The organism is Enterobacter cloacae complex sp. IR5422, assembly GCF_049238165.1.
GTDB lineage: Bacteria > Pseudomonadota > Gammaproteobacteria > Enterobacterales > Enterobacteriaceae > Enterobacter > Enterobacter roggenkampii.
The window spans coordinates 24,132-39,575 of the sequence record NZ_JBMKHT010000017.1; the positions used below are offsets into that span (position 1 = coordinate 24,132).

The 15,444-nt window shown below is 54.8% G+C and carries 14 protein-coding genes and 1 other RNA gene; 6 read left to right on the forward strand and 9 right to left on the reverse strand.

Going from position 1 to position 15,444, the window contains the following annotated elements:
* Positions 1 to 60: 60 nt before the first annotated feature.
* The 3 genes from zapA to ACOTXT_RS10595 all read left to right on the forward strand — a co-directional run bounded on the left by zapA (position 61) and on the right by ACOTXT_RS10595 (position 1,236).
* Positions 61 to 390: a cell division protein ZapA gene (zapA, locus tag ACOTXT_RS10585; protein ID WP_006811891.1), complete on the forward strand. Its 330-nt coding sequence runs from the start codon at positions 61 to 63 to the stop codon at positions 388 to 390.
* A 41-nt stretch (positions 391 to 431) separates the two neighbouring features.
* Positions 432 to 615: non-coding RNA, 6S RNA (ssrS, locus tag ACOTXT_RS10590), on the forward strand.
* A 24-nt stretch (positions 616 to 639) separates the two neighbouring features.
* Positions 640 to 1,236: a 5-formyltetrahydrofolate cyclo-ligase gene (locus tag ACOTXT_RS10595; RefSeq protein ID WP_021242061.1), complete on the forward strand. Its 597-nt coding sequence runs from the start codon at positions 640 to 642 to the stop codon at positions 1,234 to 1,236.
* Between the two features lie 102 nt (positions 1,237 to 1,338).
* Here ACOTXT_RS10595 and serA read toward each other — a convergent pair whose 3' ends face one another.
* Together serA and rpiA are read right to left on the reverse strand one after the other, a co-directional pair.
* A complete protein-coding gene (gene serA, locus ACOTXT_RS10600; RefSeq protein WP_021242062.1) occupies positions 1,339 to 2,571 on the reverse strand; it encodes a phosphoglycerate dehydrogenase in 1,233 nt (410 codons plus the stop codon).
* A gap of 266 nt (positions 2,572 to 2,837) precedes the next feature.
* Positions 2,838 to 3,497, reverse strand: a complete 660-nt coding sequence (gene rpiA, locus ACOTXT_RS10605; RefSeq protein ID WP_003860091.1) for a ribose-5-phosphate isomerase RpiA — start codon at positions 3,495 to 3,497, stop codon at positions 2,838 to 2,840.
* Positions 3,498 to 3,624: 127 nt separating this feature from the next.
* On the opposite strand from rpiA, the gene argP reads away from it, so the two are divergent.
* Positions 3,625 to 4,518, forward strand: a complete 894-nt coding sequence (gene argP, locus ACOTXT_RS10610; protein ID WP_008499727.1) for a DNA-binding transcriptional regulator ArgP — start codon at positions 3,625 to 3,627, stop codon at positions 4,516 to 4,518.
* Between the two features lie 43 nt (positions 4,519 to 4,561).
* On the opposite strand, the gene ACOTXT_RS10615 is transcribed toward argP, so the two are convergent.
* The 7 genes from ACOTXT_RS10615 to tkt all read right to left on the reverse strand — a co-directional run bounded on the left by ACOTXT_RS10615 (position 4,562) and on the right by tkt (position 12,934).
* On the reverse strand, positions 4,562 to 5,293 hold the full coding sequence (locus ACOTXT_RS10615; protein ID WP_008499728.1) for an oxidative stress defense protein: 732 nt from the start codon (positions 5,291 to 5,293) through the stop codon (positions 4,562 to 4,564).
* Positions 5,294 to 5,385: 92 nt separating this feature from the next.
* Positions 5,386 to 6,021, reverse strand: coding sequence for an arginine exporter ArgO (gene argO / locus ACOTXT_RS10620; protein ID WP_055322115.1), 636 nt, complete (start codon positions 6,019 to 6,021; stop codon positions 5,386 to 5,388).
* Positions 6,022 to 6,170: 149 nt separating this feature from the next.
* A complete protein-coding gene (gene mscS / locus ACOTXT_RS10625; protein WP_008499730.1) occupies positions 6,171 to 7,025 on the reverse strand; it encodes a small-conductance mechanosensitive channel MscS in 855 nt (284 codons plus the stop codon).
* A 186-nt stretch (positions 7,026 to 7,211) separates the two neighbouring features.
* Complete coding sequence (fbaA, locus tag ACOTXT_RS10630) at positions 7,212 to 8,291, reverse strand: class II fructose-bisphosphate aldolase (protein ID WP_008499731.1); 1,080 nt, start codon at positions 8,289 to 8,291, stop codon at positions 7,212 to 7,214.
* 92 nt (positions 8,292 to 8,383) lie between these two features.
* The gene (pgk, locus tag ACOTXT_RS10635; RefSeq protein WP_008499732.1) at positions 8,384 to 9,547 is read right to left on the reverse strand and encodes a phosphoglycerate kinase; all 1,164 of its coding nucleotides are present in this window, start codon (positions 9,545 to 9,547) and stop codon (positions 8,384 to 8,386) included.
* Between the two features lie 49 nt (positions 9,548 to 9,596).
* Positions 9,597 to 10,616 carry an erythrose-4-phosphate dehydrogenase gene (gene epd / locus ACOTXT_RS10640; RefSeq protein ID WP_023618219.1) on the reverse strand — a complete coding sequence of 340 codons (1,020 nt, stop codon included), beginning with the start codon at positions 10,614 to 10,616 and terminating at the stop codon, positions 9,597 to 9,599.
* Between the two features lie 326 nt (positions 10,617 to 10,942).
* Positions 10,943 to 12,934: a transketolase gene (tkt, locus tag ACOTXT_RS10645; RefSeq protein WP_021242065.1), complete on the reverse strand. Its 1,992-nt coding sequence runs from the start codon at positions 12,932 to 12,934 to the stop codon at positions 10,943 to 10,945.
* A gap of 272 nt (positions 12,935 to 13,206) precedes the next feature.
* Here tkt and ACOTXT_RS10650 point away from each other — a divergent pair, with 272 nt between their 5' ends.
* A complete protein-coding gene (locus ACOTXT_RS10650; RefSeq protein WP_421625311.1) occupies positions 13,207 to 13,965 on the forward strand; it encodes a M48 family metallopeptidase in 759 nt (252 codons plus the stop codon).
* A 209-nt stretch (positions 13,966 to 14,174) separates the two neighbouring features.
* Positions 14,175 to 15,443 carry an OprD family outer membrane porin gene (locus tag ACOTXT_RS10655; RefSeq protein ID WP_055322116.1) on the forward strand — a complete coding sequence of 423 codons (1,269 nt, stop codon included), beginning with the start codon at positions 14,175 to 14,177 and terminating at the stop codon, positions 15,441 to 15,443.
* Position 15,444 lies beyond the last annotated feature (1 nt).

A 15,444-nucleotide genomic window follows, 5' to 3' on the forward strand; every position in this document is an offset into this window, starting at 1 on the left:
CCCTTCGCAGCCCCCGGGGCAGTAAGCGAAGGCAGCGCAGTCAATCAGCAGGAAGGTGGCATGTCTGCACAACCCGTCGATCTCCAGATTTTTGGCCGTTCACTGCGAGTGAATTGTCCGCCTGAACAAAGGGATGCTTTGAATCAGGCTGCGGACGATTTGAATCAGCGGTTGCAAGATCTAAAAGAACGCACTAGAGTCACAAATACTGAGCAGCTGGTTTTCATCGCCGCGTTGAACATCAGCTATGAACTGACTCAGGAAAAAGCGAAGACCCGCGACTACGCGGCAAGCATGGAGCAGCGCATAAAAATGCTCCAGCAGACCATAGAACAAGCATTGCTTGATCAAGGTCGCAATCCCGAAAGACCGGGACCCAAGTTTGAATAACACTTCTCAGTTGACTATGGTAGAGTAACTGTGAAGACAAAATTTCTCTGAGATGTTCGCAAGCGGGCCAGTCCCCTGAGCCGATATTTCATACCACAAGAATGTGGCGCTCCATGGTTGGTGAGCATGCTCGGTCCGTCCGAGAAGCCTTAAAACTATGACGACACATTCACCTTGAACCAAGGGTTCAAGGGTTACAGCCTGCGGCGGCATCTCGGAGATTCCCTCTCTTTTCTTCTACCGACTACCATGACTCAATTCCCTGAAGTTTCAGCTTCACGCCAGGACATTCGTCAGCTCATTCGTCAACGCCGTCGTGCGTTAACCCCAGAACAGCAAGCGCATTTTGCCCAGCAGGCCGCCGCCCGTATGATGGCGTATCCCCCTGTCGTGATGGCGCGCACGGTTGCCCTGTTTCTGTCGTTTGACGGCGAACTGGACACCCAACCGCTGATAGAGCAGCTCTGGCGCGCCGGGAAGAAGGTATACCTGCCGGTGCTGCACCCGTTCAGCGAAGGCAATCTGCTGTTTTTGCACTATCACCCGCACAGCGAGCTGGTGGTGAATCGTCTGAAAATCACCGAGCCGAAACTCGATGTGCGTGACGTGCTTCCGCTGTCACAGCTGGATGTGCTGATTACGCCGCTGGTGGCGTTTGATGAGCAGGGACAGCGCCTGGGAATGGGCGGTGGTTTTTACGACAGAACGCTACAAAACTGGCAGCAGTATGGGTTGCAGCCGGTAGGCTACGCGCATGATTGCCAGGGCGTGGAGGCGTTGCCGGTGGAGAAATGGGATGTGCCGTTGCCGGCGGTAGTGACGCCCAGTAAAACGTGGCTTTGGTAGCATAAAGCCGGGTGGCGGCTGCGCCTTACCCGGCCTACATAAATCCTCAAACATTGTAGGTCGGGTAAGCGTCAGCGCCACCCGACACCACAGACCGCACCATCAGTAAAGCAGACGCGCGCGAATCGTCCCTGGAATGGCCTTCATGCTCAGCAACGCTTTCTCGGCCACATCGTCATCCGCTTCGATATCAATGACCACATAGCCCATCTGCGAGTTGGTCTGCAGATACTGCGCGGCAATGTTGACGCCCTGCTCGGCAAAGATCTGGTTGATCGCGGTGAGCACGCCTGGACGGTTTTCGTGGATGTGCAGCAGACGACGACCGCCGTGCAGCGGCAGAGACACTTCCGGGAAGTTCACCGCAGAGAGCGTAGAACCGTTGTCGGAGTATTTGCTCAGCTTACCTGCCACTTCCAGACCGATATTCTCCTGCGCTTCCTGCGTAGACCCGCCGATGTGCGGCGTCAGGATCACGTTGTCGAACTCGCACAGCGGAGAGGTGAACGGATCGCTGTTGGTGGCGGGCTCCGTTGGGAAAACGTCGATGGCCGCCCCTGCCAGATGCTTACGCTTCAGCGCATCGCACAGCGCAGGGATATCGACCACCGTGCCGCGCGCGGCGTTAATCAGCAGTGAGCCCGGCTTCATCAGCGCCAGCTCTTCTGCGCCCATCATGTTTTTGGTGGACGCATTTTCCGGCACGTGCAGACTTACCACGTCACTCATGTTCAGCAGGTCAGACAGGTGTTGAACCTGGGTGGCATTGCCTAAAGGCAGCTTGCTTTCGATATCGTAAAAATAGACATGCATACCGAGAGATTCCGCCAGAATCCCCAGCTGGGTACCGATGTGACCATAGCCGATGATACCCAGTTTTTTCCCACGGGCTTCGTAGGAGCCCGCAGCCAGTTTGTTCCAGACGCCGCGGTGTGCTTTGGCGTTAGCCTCCGGAATGCCGCGCAGGAGCAGCAGCAGTTCGCCAATCACCAGCTCCGCCACGGAACGGGTGTTAGAGAACGGGGCGTTGAAGACAGGAATACCGCGTTTCGCAGCAGCATTCAGGTCAACCTGGTTGGTACCGATGCAGAAGCAGCCGATAGCCACCAGCTTTTCCGCCGCGGCAATCACATCTTCAGTCAGGTGAGTACGGGATCGCAGGCCAATGAAATGGGCATCACGGATGGACGCTTTCAGCTCTTCGGTATCGAGCGCGCCTTTGTGAAATTCGATGTTGGTGTAACCTGCCGCACGAAGGCTATCGATTGCTTTTTGATGCACGCCCTCGACCAGCAGGAATTTAATCTTGTCTTTCTCCAGTGATACCTTTGCCATTTACCCGACCCTGTTTTTGTCTGAACTGATGTTGTGCTGGATATAAATCCGCTGTAGCCAACATATCAAAAAAAACTATTGCAGCAATATGAACGTTTGCGTCAGTACGCTGAAGGAAAGTCATACAGCGCAAAATGGCAGAGGAAAATGCTATGGAAATTTACAAACGCGGAAGGATCGGCAAAAGAGGCATAAAAACGTGACACAAGTCACCGAATTTAGCGTTTCAAAAATTTTTTAGCGGGGGGAGGACTCCCCCCGTCAGATCATTTTACGATGGTTTTCACGCCGTCAGCGGTGCCGATCAGCGCCACATCCGCGCCACGGTTGGCGAATAGCCCTACGGTCACTACGCCTGGAATGCCGTTGATGGCGTTTTCCAGCGCAATCGCGTCAAGAATTTCCAGACCGTGAACGTCGAGGATCACGTTGCCGTTGTCGGTCACTACGCCCTGACGATATTCCGGACGACCGCCCAGCTTGACCAGCTGACGGGCAACCGCGCTGCGGGCCATCGGAATCACTTCAACCGGCAGCGGGAAGTTACCCAGAATGTCGACCTGCTTGGAGGCGTCGGCGATGCAGATAAACTTGTCCGCAACGGAGGCGATGATCTTTTCACGCGTCAGCGCCGCGCCGCCGCCTTTGATCATCTGCATGTGGCCGTTGATTTCATCCGCGCCATCAACGTAAATCCCCAGACGATCCACTTCGTTAAGATCGAAAACGGTAATGCCGAGGCTTTTCAGCTTTTCCGTGGAAGCATCAGAGCTGGAAACCGCGCCCTCGATCTGCCCCTTCATCGTGCCCAGCGCATCGATAAAGTGTGCCGCGGTTGATCCCGTACCGACACCGACAATGGTACCCGGCTGTACGTACTGGAGAGCGGCCCATCCTACTGCTTTTTTCAGTTCATCCTGCGTCATGATCGTTTTGCCTGTGGTGTGAAAACTCAGGGCGCATTATAGAACACGTCGAATGGAATTCGTCTGCCACAAAGGGAAAATTGTGTCATAGTGCAGAATAAGCAAAATTAAGGAGCCAGCCAGAGCAATGAAACGTCCGGACTACAGAACACTACAGGCACTTGATGCAGTTATTCGTGAACGAGGCTTTGAGCGCGCGGCGCAAAAGCTTTGCATCACGCAGTCCGCCGTCTCTCAGCGTATCAAACAGCTTGAAAACATGTTCGGCCAGCCGCTGCTGGTGCGTACCGTGCCGCCACGTCCAACAGAGCAAGGGCAAAAGCTCCTCGCTCTGCTGCGTCAGGTTGAACTGCTGGAAGACGAGTGGCTGGGTGACGAACAAACGGGCTCTACGCCGCTGCTGCTCTCTCTGGCGGTCAACGCCGACAGTCTGGCAACCTGGCTGCTGCCGGCCCTGGCGCCGGTCCTCGCGGACTCCCCTATCCGTCTGAATTTGCAGGTTGAAGACGAAACCCGCACCCAGGAACGCCTGCGTCGCGGTGAAGTGGTTGGGGCGGTCAGTATTCAGCCTCAGGCGCTGCCAAGCTGCCTTGTCGATCAGTTAGGCGCCCTGGACTATCTGTTTGTGGGTTCAAAAGCCTTTGCGGAACGCTACTTCCCCAACGGCGTCACCCGCGCGGCGCTGCTGAAAGCCCCTGCCGTGGCCTTCGACCATCTGGACGATATGCATCAGGCGTTCCTGCAGCAAAACTTCGACCTGCCGCCGGGCAGCGTGCCGTGCCATATCGTGAACTCGTCAGAAGCCTTCGTGCAGCTTGCACGCCAGGGCACCACCTGCTGCATGATCCCGCACCTGCAGATTGAGAAAGAGTTGAAAAGCGGTGAGCTGATTGACTTAACGCCGGGGCTTTATCAGCGTCGGATGCTCTACTGGCACCGTTTTGCGCCGGAAAGCCGCATGATGCGCAACGTCACTGACGCGCTGCTGGCGTACGGGCATAAGGTATTGAGACAGGATTAAAAAGAAAAGCCGGGTGGCGGCTACGCCTTACCCGGCCTATAGATTACTGAGCCGGTTTCGGCTGTGCTGCAACAGGTTCAAGCTGGAACACCACATCCACCTGATCGTCGAACTGGATTGTCGGCTGCTCGTAAGTTTCCTGAGCGGATACCGGCGCTGCGTCAGCCTTCATCATACGAACCATCGGGCTTGGCTGGTAGTTAGAGACGTGGTAACGCACGCTGTAAACCGGACCGAGCTTGCTCTTAAAGCCAGAAGCCAGCTGTTCCGCCTGGTGAATGGCATCATCAATCGCCGCTTTACGCGCTTCGTCTTTGTACTTCTCCGGTTGCGCAACGCCCAGTGACACGGAACGGATCTCGTTCAGGCCCGCCTTCAGCGCACCGTCCAGCAGCGAGTTAAGCTTATCCAGCTGACGCACGGTCACTTCAACGGTACGCACCGCACGGTAGCCTTTCAGGATGCTTTTGCCATTCTGGTAGTCGTAATCGGGTTGAGTACGCAGGTTCGCAGAGTTGATATCTTTTTTACCGACACCGTTCTGCTCGAGGAAAGAGAGGTATTGCGCAACGCGATCGTCAGCCTGCTTCTTGGCCGTCGCTGCATCTTTCGCCGCCACATTCACCTCAATTGCCAGGGTTGCAACATCGGGTACCGCGTCCACGCTTGCGGTGCCTGACGTGACGATGTGCGGGCCATCCGGCAATTCGCTTGCCTGCACCGACACCGCACCGAAACTCACTAATGCCGCCAGGGCCATCACTTTAAACTTCACTGTCATTCCTCCATGTTGCGAAGAGTGCCCCAATAACAGGGCGCATGCCAGCAAGCTTAGCGGGTCTTATTCAGTTGTCCATAAGACAAGGATTAGTTGAACAATTCCTGGACATGATGAATCCCCTCTTTCGCCAGCTGGAAAGCGATAAACCACATCACCAGGCCGACCAGGGTATTAATGATGCGCTGGGCTTTGGCCGTACGCAGGCGGGGCGCCAGCCATGCCGCCAGAATGGCGAGACCGAAGAACCACAGGAAAGAGGCGCTGACCGTACCGAGCGCAAACCAGCGTTTCGGCTCAACCTCCAGTTGACCGCCCAGGCTGCCCAGCACGACGAAGGTGTCGAGATACACATGCGGGTTAAGCCAGGTCACCGCCAGCATGGTGACGATAATCTTCCAGCGGCCCTGCTTCATGACCTCCGCGCTCGCCAGTTCGAGGTTACTGCTCATCGCCGTTTTCAGCGCGCCGAATCCGTACCAGAGCAGAAACGCCACGCCGCCCCAGGTGACCAACGCCAGCAGCCACGGAGACTGCATCAGCAGCGCGCTGCCGCCAAAAATCCCGGCACAGATAAGCAGTAAATCACTTACCGCGCACAGCAGGGCAATCATCAGATGGTACTGGCGGCGGATGCCCTGATTCATCACGAACGCATTTTGCGGGCCGAGGGGAAGGATCATGGCTGCACCTAAGGCAAGCCCTTGAAAATAATAAGATAGCATGATGATTTTCTCGCAGAGTTGTTCTGGAAGCTGACTATACTGCGCGAATCACATTAGATGAAATGGATAATATTAATTGGGTATTAGCGGAGCTTATGAAGGTAAAGCCCGGTGGCGCTAGCGCTTACCGGGCCTACAACGTCGGGGGATTACTCGGCGGCTTTCTCGCGTTTAAGATTCACGTCCATCTGCGGATACGGGAAACTGATGCCGTTGGCGTCGAAGTCGCGCTTAATGCGTTCCAGCACGTCCCAGTATACGTTTTGCAGATCGCTGCTTTTGCTCCAGATACGCACCACAAAGTTAATGGAGGAAGCGCCGAGTTCATTCAGGCGAACCGTCTGCTCTTTGTCTTTCAGAATGCGATCGTCAGAAGCAATGATGTTGGTAATCAGCGACTTCACCTGATCGATGTCGGAGTCGTATGCCACGCTGATAATCAGTTCGTTACGACGCACCGGTTCACGGGAGAAGTTGATAATGTTGCCCGCGATAATTTTCCCGTTCGGCACGACCACGATGCGGCCATCGACGGTACGCATAGTCGTTGAGAAAATCTGCACCTGCAGCACGGTTCCGGCAATGCCGCCAAGGTCAACGTATTCGCCGGAGCGGAACGGACGGAAGGTCACCAGCAGCACGCCTGCCGCCAGGTTTGAAAGCGAGCCCTGCAGTGCCAGACCAATGGCCAGACCGGCGGCACCGAGAACGGCAATGACGGAGGCGGTTTGCACCCCCACACGACCCAGCGCGGCAATCAGCGTGAAGGCGATAATGCCGTAGCGCACCAGTGCGGAGAGGAAGTCTGCCACCGTGGCGTCAATGTGACGGGCCAGCATTACGCGGTTAACCGTATTCGAGACAATACGCGCCACGATCATCCCGACGATGATGATGGCTATCGCCGCGACGATGTTCACGGCATAGCTCAGCAGCAGGGCCTGGTTGCGCACCAGCCAGTTACCGGCGTTATTGATGCTGTCTACAACATCGAGTTGTTCCATTTATTCTTCCTTTTGTTAAACCAAAACACAAAATCCATCCCCCATGGAGACAGGCAGGTCAGTAAAGGGTAAACAAAAAGCACCGGCTTTGCCAAACAGATCACAAAAACAGGGCTGGCAGGGTATTGAAAAAGCATAAAAAAAGGCCCGCATTTGCGGGCCTTCTGATGCTGTTAGCAGCTCAAATTACAGAACGTCGATCGCGTTCAGTTCTTTGAAAGCCTGCTCCAGACGGGTCACCATGGACGTCTGCGCTGCGCGCAGCCATACGCGTGGATCGTAGTATTTCTTGTTCGGCTGGTCTTCGCCTTTCGGGTTGCCCAGCTGGCCCTGCAGGTAAGCTTCGTTCGCTTTGTAGTACTGCAGGATACCGTCCCAGGTTGCCCACTGGGTGTCGGTATCGATGTTCATTTTCACAACGCCGTAGCTTACGGAGTCTTTGATTTCCTGAGCAGAAGAACCGGAACCGCCGTGGAAGACGAAGTTCAGGCTGTTGTGCGGCAGGTTGTGTTTCTTGGAAACGTATTCCTGAGAATCACGCAGGATGGTTGGGGTCAGAACCACGTTACCTGGTTTGTAAACGCCGTGTACGTTACCGAAGGACGCTGCAATGGTGAAGCGTGGGCTGATTTTGCTCAGCTCGGTGTAAGCGTAATCAACGTCTTCTGGCTGGGTGTACAGTGCAGAAGCGTCCATGTGGCTGTTGTCCACGCCGTCTTCTTCACCGCCGGTGCAACCCAGTTCGATTTCCAGGGTCATGTCCATTTTGGCCATGCGCGCCAGGTACTTGGAGCAGATTTCGATGTTTTCGTGCAGTGACTCTTCAGATAGGTCGATCATGTGAGAAGAGAACAGTGGCTTACCGGTTGCCGCGAAGTGTTTTTCACCCGCGTCCAGCAGACCGTCGATCCACGGCAGCAGTTTCTTCGCGCAGTGGTCAGTGTGCAGGATAACTGGAACACCGTAGTGCTCAGCCATCTGGTGTACGTGGTGCGCACCAGAGATAGCACCCAGGATTGCAGCACCCTGAGGAATGTCAGTTTTCACGCCTTTACCTGCGATGAACGCAGCGCCGCCGTTAGAGAACTGAACGATAACTGGAGCTTTAACTTTAGCAGCAGTTTCCAGTACGGCGTTGATGGAGTCGGTACCCACGCAGTTAACTGCTGGCAGAGCGAAGTTGTTTTCTTTAGCTACCTGGAACACTTTCTGTACGTCATCACCAGTGATAACGCCAGGTTTTACGAAATCAAAAATTTTAGACATGTTGCTTAGTCCTGTATCTTCGGCCGTTAGAAAAGGTGCGAGCTCTTAAAAGCGCGCTGAAAATTGGGCAGGTTTCCCTGCCCTTGAATGGCTTACTTCTTAGCGCGCTCTTCGAGCATTGCTACTGCTGGCAGTACTTTGCCTTCCACGAATTCGAGGAATGCGCCGCCACCAGTGGAGATGTAGGAGATCTTGTCAGCGATACCGAACAGGTCGATTGCTGCCAGGGTGTCACCACCGCCTGCGATAGAGAACGCTTCGCTGTCTGCGATTGCGTTAGCCACGATTTCAGTCCCTTTGCGGAAGTTCGGGAATTCGAACACGCCAACAGGACCGTTCCACAGGATAGTTTTTGCGTTTTTGAGGATTTCAGCCAGTTTCTGTGCAGAAACGTCGCCCAGGTCCAGAATCTGCTCTTCGTCTTTGATGTCGTTTACAGATTTCAGGGTCGCGGTTGCGGTTTCGGAGAACTCGGTCGCGACGCGAACGTCAGTTGGAACCGGGATATCACAGGTACCCAGCAGGCGTTTGGCTTCGTCAACCAGGTCTGCTTCGTACAGGGATTTACCGACGTTGTGGCCTTGAGCGGCAACGAAGGTGTTCGCGATACCACCGCCAACGATCAGCTGGTCAGCGATTTTAGACAGAGAATCCAGAACGGTCAGTTTGGTAGAAACTTTAGAACCACCAACGATAGCGACCATCGGACGAGCAGGCTCTTTCAGTGCTTTACCCAGCGCTTCCAGTTCGTCAGCCAGCAGAGGACCGGCACACGCTACGTCTGCGAATTTACCGATACCATGGGTAGACGCCTGAGCACGGTGAGCCGTACCGAATGCATCCATCACGAATACGTCGCACAGTGCAGCGTATTTTTTGGACAGGGTTTCGTCGTCTTTCTTCTCGCCTTTGTTGAAGCGAACGTTTTCCAGCACAACCAGCTCACCGGCTGCAACGTCAACGCCGTCCAGGTAATCTTTCACCAGGCGAACCGGGTTGGACAGTTTGTCTTTCAGGTAATTAACCACTGGCAGCAGAGAGAACTCTTCGTTGTACTCGCCTTCAGTTGGACGACCCAGGTGGGAGGTGACCATCACTTTCGCGCCCTGCTTCAGAGCCAGCTCGATGGTTGGCAGAGATGCACGGATACGCGCGTCGCTGGTCACTTTGCCATCTTTAACCGGTACGTTCAGATCGGCACGGATGAAAACGCGTTTACCAGCCAGATCCAGATCGGTCATCTTAATTACAGACATGGTGAATCCTCTCGTTGATTCTTAAAGTTTTGCAGACGCACGATGCGCCTTACCTGAAACCTTGAGCAGCCATTGCTAACGTGGTGTCGAGCATTCGGTTAGCAAAGCCCCATTCGTTATCACACCAGACCAGCGTCTTGATAAGGTGTGCGCCACTGACCCTCGTTTGCGTGCCATCGACGATGGCGCTGTGCGGGTCGTGGTTAAAATCTACTGAGACCAACGGTAATTCCGTATAGTCAACTATACCATGAAATGCCCCCTGTGCCGCTTTTTGCAGCAACAGGTTGACTTCACAGGCTTTTACCGGTTTTTTCACCGTCACGCTAAGGTCGATCGCGGTGACGTTGATCGTCGGGACGCGCACGGCAATCGCCTCAAAACGATCGTTGAACTGCGGAAAAATTCGCGTGATCCCTGCAGCCAGCTTTGTATCCACCGGAATAATTGACTGGCTCGCTGCACGCGTGCGCCGTAAATCCGGGTGGTAAGCGTCAATGACCTGTTGATCGTGCATGGCGGAGTGAATCGTGGTCACGGTGCCGGACTCAATGCCATACGCATCGTCTAACAGTTTGATGACCGGAATAATGCAGTTGGTGGTACAGGAGGCGTTGGAAACAATGCGGTGTTCGGCTTGCAGCTCATGCTGGTTGACGCCAAACACGACGGTCGCGTCGAGGTCGTTACTGCCGGGATGAGAAAACAGGACTTTTTTCGCACCGGCTGTCAGATGCGCTTCGCCATGTTCGCGGTTGCCATACACACCGGTACAGTCAAGCACGACATCCACACCCAGTTCACGCCAGGGTAGCCCGGAGATGCTGTTCTCATGCAGCACACGAATAGCGTCATCACCCACAAAAAGCTGATCTCTTTCCTGGCGCACATCCCAGGCAAAGCGTCCGTGGCTGGTGTCATACTTCAACAAATGCGCCATACCCGCAGCATCCGCCAGTTCATTGATTGCCACCACGGTCATTTCCGCCCGACGTCCGGATTCATACAAAGCACGAACCACATTACGCCCGATGCGACCGAAGCCGTTAATCGCTACGCGTACGGTCATAGATCTCCTGCAAAGCAATCCCTGAGTTTGAGGTGGCTGAAAGAGTAATCCAGCTACGCCCGAAGGGGAATCCTTGCTGTCACAAACTGCGATTGATTGGTCATTTGTCGAACATTTAATCGACTGAAACGCTTCAGCAAGAATAAGCGAATCGGGGAATAAAAGGAATGTCTGTCCAGATGAATAAGCGAGCTATATGACTTGCGTCACATTTTAGGTGGAATAATGCTTACAAAAAAGCCGGGTGGCGCGCTAGCGCTTACCCGGCCTACTTTCGAGCCATTTGTAGGCCCGGTAAGCATAAGCGCCACCGGGCAAAATGGTGATTACAGCAGTTCTTTCGCCTTCGCGACAACGTTCTCAACGGTGAAGCCGAACTCTTCGAACAGCAGTTCTGCCGGAGCAGATTCACCGAAGGTGGTCATACCGACGATAGCGCCGTTCAGGCCCACGTATTTGAACCAGTAGTCAGCGATACCCGCTTCCACTGCCACACGCGCGGAAACCGCTTTAGGCAGTACAGATTCACGGTAAGCAGCATCCTGCTTGTCGAACGCGTCGGTAGACGGCATGGAAACCACGCGCGCCTTCACGCCTTCGGCAGTCAGTTTTTCCCATGCAGCAACGGCCAGTTCAACTTCAGAACCGGTAGCGATGAAGATCAGCTCTGGCTGGCCCGCGCAATCTTTCAGCACATAACCGCCGCGCGCGATGTTCGCCAGCTGCTCTGGGGTACGTTCCTGCTGCGCCAGGTTCTGACGGGAGAGGATCAGCGCGGTAGGACCGTCCTGACGCTCAACGCCGTATTTCCACGCCACCGCGGATTCAACCTGGTCACATGGACGCCATGTGCTCATGTTCGGGGTCACGCGCAGGGAAGCCACCTGCTCTACCGGCTGGTGAGTTGGACCGTCTTCGCCCAGACCGATGGAGTCGTGGGTGTAAACCATCACCTGACGCTGTTTCATCAGCGCCGCCATACGCACGGCGTTACGCGCATATTCAACGAACATCAGGAAGGTAGAGGTGTACGGCAGGAAACCACCGTGCAGGGAGATACCGTTGGCAATCGCAGTCATACCGAATTCACGTACACCGTAATGGATGTAGTTACCGGCAGTGTCTTCGTTGATTGGCTTAGAACCGGACCACAGGGTCAGGTTAGATGGCGCCAGGTCAGCGGAGCCGCCAAGGAATTCAGGCAGCAGAGGACCGAACGCTTCAATGGCATTCTGAGACGCTTTACGGCTCGCGATTTTAGACGGGTTCGCCTGCAGCTTAGCGATGAATTCGTTCGCTTTCGCGTCGAAGTCAGACGGCATGTCACCTTTCATACGACGGGTGAATTCAGCCGCTTCCTGTGGGAAGGCTTTCGCGTAAGCAGCGAACTTCTCGTTCCATGCCGCTTCTTTCGCCTGGCCTACTTCTTTTGCATCCCACTGAGCATAGATCTCAGATGGGATTTCGAATGCAGGGTATTTCCAGCCCAGCGCTTCGCGGGTCAGTGCGATTTCCGCGTCGCCCAGCGGCGCGCCGTGGGAGTCGTGCGTACCCGCTTTGTTCGGAGAACCGAAGCCGATGATGGTTTTGCACATCAGCAGGGACGGTTTGTCCGTCACAGCGCGCGCTTCTTCTACTGCACGTTTAATCGAGTCAGCATCGTGGCCATCAACGCCACGCACAACGTGCCAGCCGTAGGCTTCGAAACGTGCAGCGGTGTCGTCAGTGAACCAGCCTTCAACGTGACCGTCGATGGAGATACCGTTGTCGTCATAGAACGCAACCAGTTTACCCAGCTTCAGGGTACCTGCCAGGGAGCACACTTCGTGAGAAATGCCTTCCATCATGCAGCCATCGCCCATGAACGCATAGGTGAAGTGGTCAACGATGTCGTGGCCAGGACGGTTGAACTGCGCCGCCAGGGTCTTCTCAGCAATCGCCATACCCACAGCGTTTGCAATACCCTGACCCAGCGGGCCGGTGGTGGTTTCTACGCCAGCGGTGTAGCCCACTTCCGGGTGACCTGGAGTTTTGGAGTGCAGCTGACGGAAGTTTTTCAGCTCTTCGATAGGCAGATCGTAGCCGGTGAGGTGCAGCAGGCTATAGATCAGCATAGAGCCGTGGCCGTTTGACAGCACGAAGCGGTCGCGGTCAGCCCATGATGGGTTCTGCGGGTTGTGGTTCAGGAAATCGCGCCACAGAACTTCGGCGATATCAGCCATACCCATAGGGGCCCCTGGGTGGCCGGATTTGGCTTTCTGTACTGCGTCCATGCTCAGCGCACGAATAGCATTAGCAAGCTCTTTACGTGAGGACATTTTAACTCCAGATCGGACTGTTAAAGGCCATGCCCTTGACGACAGCGCGTTTTGGGCTACGCCGGAAAAAAGTGCCAACAATGTAACCCAAGCCGCAAGTCATGTACATGGAGCATTCTTTTGCTTGTTAAGAAATCTCTGGATCATGCTCGCATGTTGCGCAATCTGCTCGCCCGGCCCTGTAGATATTCCTTATACTTAGCCCGACACCGGCTTCGCTGACGGTGCACTTTTCGGATTTTATTCAGATTAACGAGTACGGAAGCAACCTCATGAAAATGCGTGCAATAGTGCTGGCCCTGGGTACAACGCTCCTGCTGAGCGGCTGTCAGAATATGGACTCTAACGGTCTGATGACGTCAGGCGCAGAGGCCTTTCAGGCCTATTCCCTGAGCGATGCGCAGGTAAAAGCGCTGAGCGACCAGGCCTGTAAAGATATGGACGGAAAAGCCACCCTTGCGCCGGCTAACAGTACCTACACGCAGCGTCTGAATAAGATTGCTTCCGCGCTGGGCGATAACATCAACGGCCAGCCGGTGAACTACAAGGTGTACATGGCGAAAGACGTCAACGCCTTCGCGATGGCAAACGGCTGTATCCGCGTCTACAGCGGGCTGATGGACATGATGACCGACAACGAAGTGGAAGCGGTTATCGGCCATGAAATGGGCCACGTTGCCCTGGGCCACGTGAAGAAAGGGATGCAGGTAGCCCTGGGCACCAATGCCATCCGCGCAGCGGCAGCCTCAGCGGGCGGTATCGTTGGCAGCCTGTCGCAGTCACAGCTGGGCGACGTAGGTGAAAAGCTGGTGAACTCTCAGTTCTCCCAGCGTCAGGAGTCCGAAGCGGATGACTACTCCTACGATCTGTTGCGCAAACGCGGCATTAATCCATCCGGTTTAGCCACCAGCTTAGAAAAACTGGCCAAGCTGGAAGCGGGACGTCAAAGCTCCATGTTTGACGATCACCCTGCCTCTGAAGAACGCGCACAGCATATTCGCGACCGTATGGCCGCAGACGGAATTAAATAATTTCAGAAGGAGGCAGTTTTGCCTCCTTTTTATTTCGCATGAATTGTTAACTTAACAGCACGTATCGATAACACCCCTGAAAGCCCCGCAAAATCTGCCCTGTCACATCGAAACACCTGGTCACATAATTATTGCAAAGGTCACTTTTTCCGGTAATTATCCCCCCTGCAGTTATTCAATTAATATATCCAGACAGAGACGTTCCCTCCGTGAAAAAAGAATTATCATTAATTGCTTTAAGTTTATTTGCCGCATTACCTGCCGCTGCAAGTCAGCAATCCGACAGCCAGGGTTTTATTGACGACAGCCATCTGGACCTTTTTTTACGCAATGCGTATATCAGCCGTGATTATCATCAGGGCCAGCAGGACAAAGCCGAATGGGGTCAGGGGATCATCGCCACGTTTGCATCCGGCTATACTGAAGGACCGGTTGGCTTTGGTGTGGACGGTATTGCTCAATACGGCGTGCGCCTGGACGGCGGCCGCGGCAAGAGCGGCGCGGGCGGCATCGACTTCTTTAAGCAGGAAGACGACGGCCGGGCAAAATCCTATCTGGCAAAGTTTGGCGCAACCGCCAAAATGCGCATCTCGAATACCGTACTGAGCTACGGGAATCAGCGACCAGAATTGCCTATCGTGAATGCCGACAGCTCCCGCCTGCTGTTTGAAAGCTATACCGGCACCATGCTGACCTCAAAAGAGATCGATGGTCTGGAAATCAACGCCGGTTATTTCACGGACGAGCAGCGTAAAAGTGACGACCGCCACGACAGCGGGCTGAAGAGCCTCTCCTTCGGCGGCGCGAGCTACCAGTTCAACGACCAGTTCAGCGGCGCGTTTTACGCCTCTCACAATGAAGAGGTAATGAACAAGCAATATCTGGGCCTGAACTTCAAACAGCCGTTCAGCACCGGGCAGCAGCTGGTGCTCGACTTCAACGGTTATAACTCCCGTCTGGACCAGAGTTATGCGGACAGCCTCGACACGGGCCGCAGCAACGCTATCTGGAGCCTGGCGGCGAGCTACATCTGGGATATTCACACGTTCAAAGTGGCGTACCAGCAGAGCAGCGGCAGCACCGGCTACAACTACGGCGGCTACCGCGACCAGGGCGGCGTGGGTGATGGCGGTAACACCATCTGGCTGGCAAATTCCTACTGGTCTGATTTTAACGGCGAAGATGAACGTTCCTGGCAGGCATCCTACGGTCTGGACTTTGGTGGCCTTGGCCTGCCGGGTCTCAGCTGGACCACCGCCTACGTGCGCGGGGACAACATCAAAACCGCAGAAACCAGCAACGGCAAAGAGCACGAGTGGTTTAATCAGATCCAGTACCAGGTGCAGGAAGGCCCGGCGAAGGATCTGAAACTGAAACTGCGCTATTCCGTACTGCGCGTCTCCAGCAACGCCAGCGATTATAACGTGGGCGGGGACGAGATCCGCGCTTACGTGGAATACCCGTTTAACGTGTTTTAAA

Bases quoted from the DNA above. Each gene is read 5' to 3' on its own strand.
- argP (WP_008499727.1), top strand. From the start codon at position 3,625: ATGAAACGTCCGGACTACAGAACACTACAGGCACTTGATGCAGTTATT.
- ACOTXT_RS10650 (WP_421625311.1), top strand. From the start codon at position 13,207: ATGAAAATGCGTGCAATAGTGCTGGCCCTGGGTACAACGCTCCTGCTG.
- argO (WP_055322115.1), bottom strand. From the start codon at position 6,021: ATGCTATCTTATTATTTTCAAGGGCTTGCCTTAGGTGCAGCCATGATC.
- epd (WP_023618219.1), bottom strand. From the start codon at position 10,616: ATGACCGTACGCGTAGCGATTAACGGCTTCGGTCGCATCGGGCGTAAT.
- fbaA (WP_008499731.1), bottom strand. From the start codon at position 8,291: ATGTCTAAAATTTTTGATTTCGTAAAACCTGGCGTTATCACTGGTGAT.
- tkt (WP_021242065.1), bottom strand. From the start codon at position 12,934: ATGTCCTCACGTAAAGAGCTTGCTAATGCTATTCGTGCGCTGAGCATG.
- mscS (WP_008499730.1), bottom strand. From the start codon at position 7,025: ATGGAACAACTCGATGTTGTAGACAGCATCAATAACGCCGGTAACTGG.
- rpiA (WP_003860091.1), bottom strand. From the start codon at position 3,497: ATGACGCAGGATGAACTGAAAAAAGCAGTAGGATGGGCCGCTCTCCAG.
- pgk (WP_008499732.1), bottom strand. From the start codon at position 9,547: ATGTCTGTAATTAAGATGACCGATCTGGATCTGGCTGGTAAACGCGTT.
- zapA (WP_006811891.1), top strand. From the start codon at position 61: ATGTCTGCACAACCCGTCGATCTCCAGATTTTTGGCCGTTCACTGCGA.
- serA (WP_021242062.1), bottom strand. From the start codon at position 2,571: ATGGCAAAGGTATCACTGGAGAAAGACAAGATTAAATTCCTGCTGGTC.
- ACOTXT_RS10595 (WP_021242061.1), top strand. From the start codon at position 640: ATGACTCAATTCCCTGAAGTTTCAGCTTCACGCCAGGACATTCGTCAG.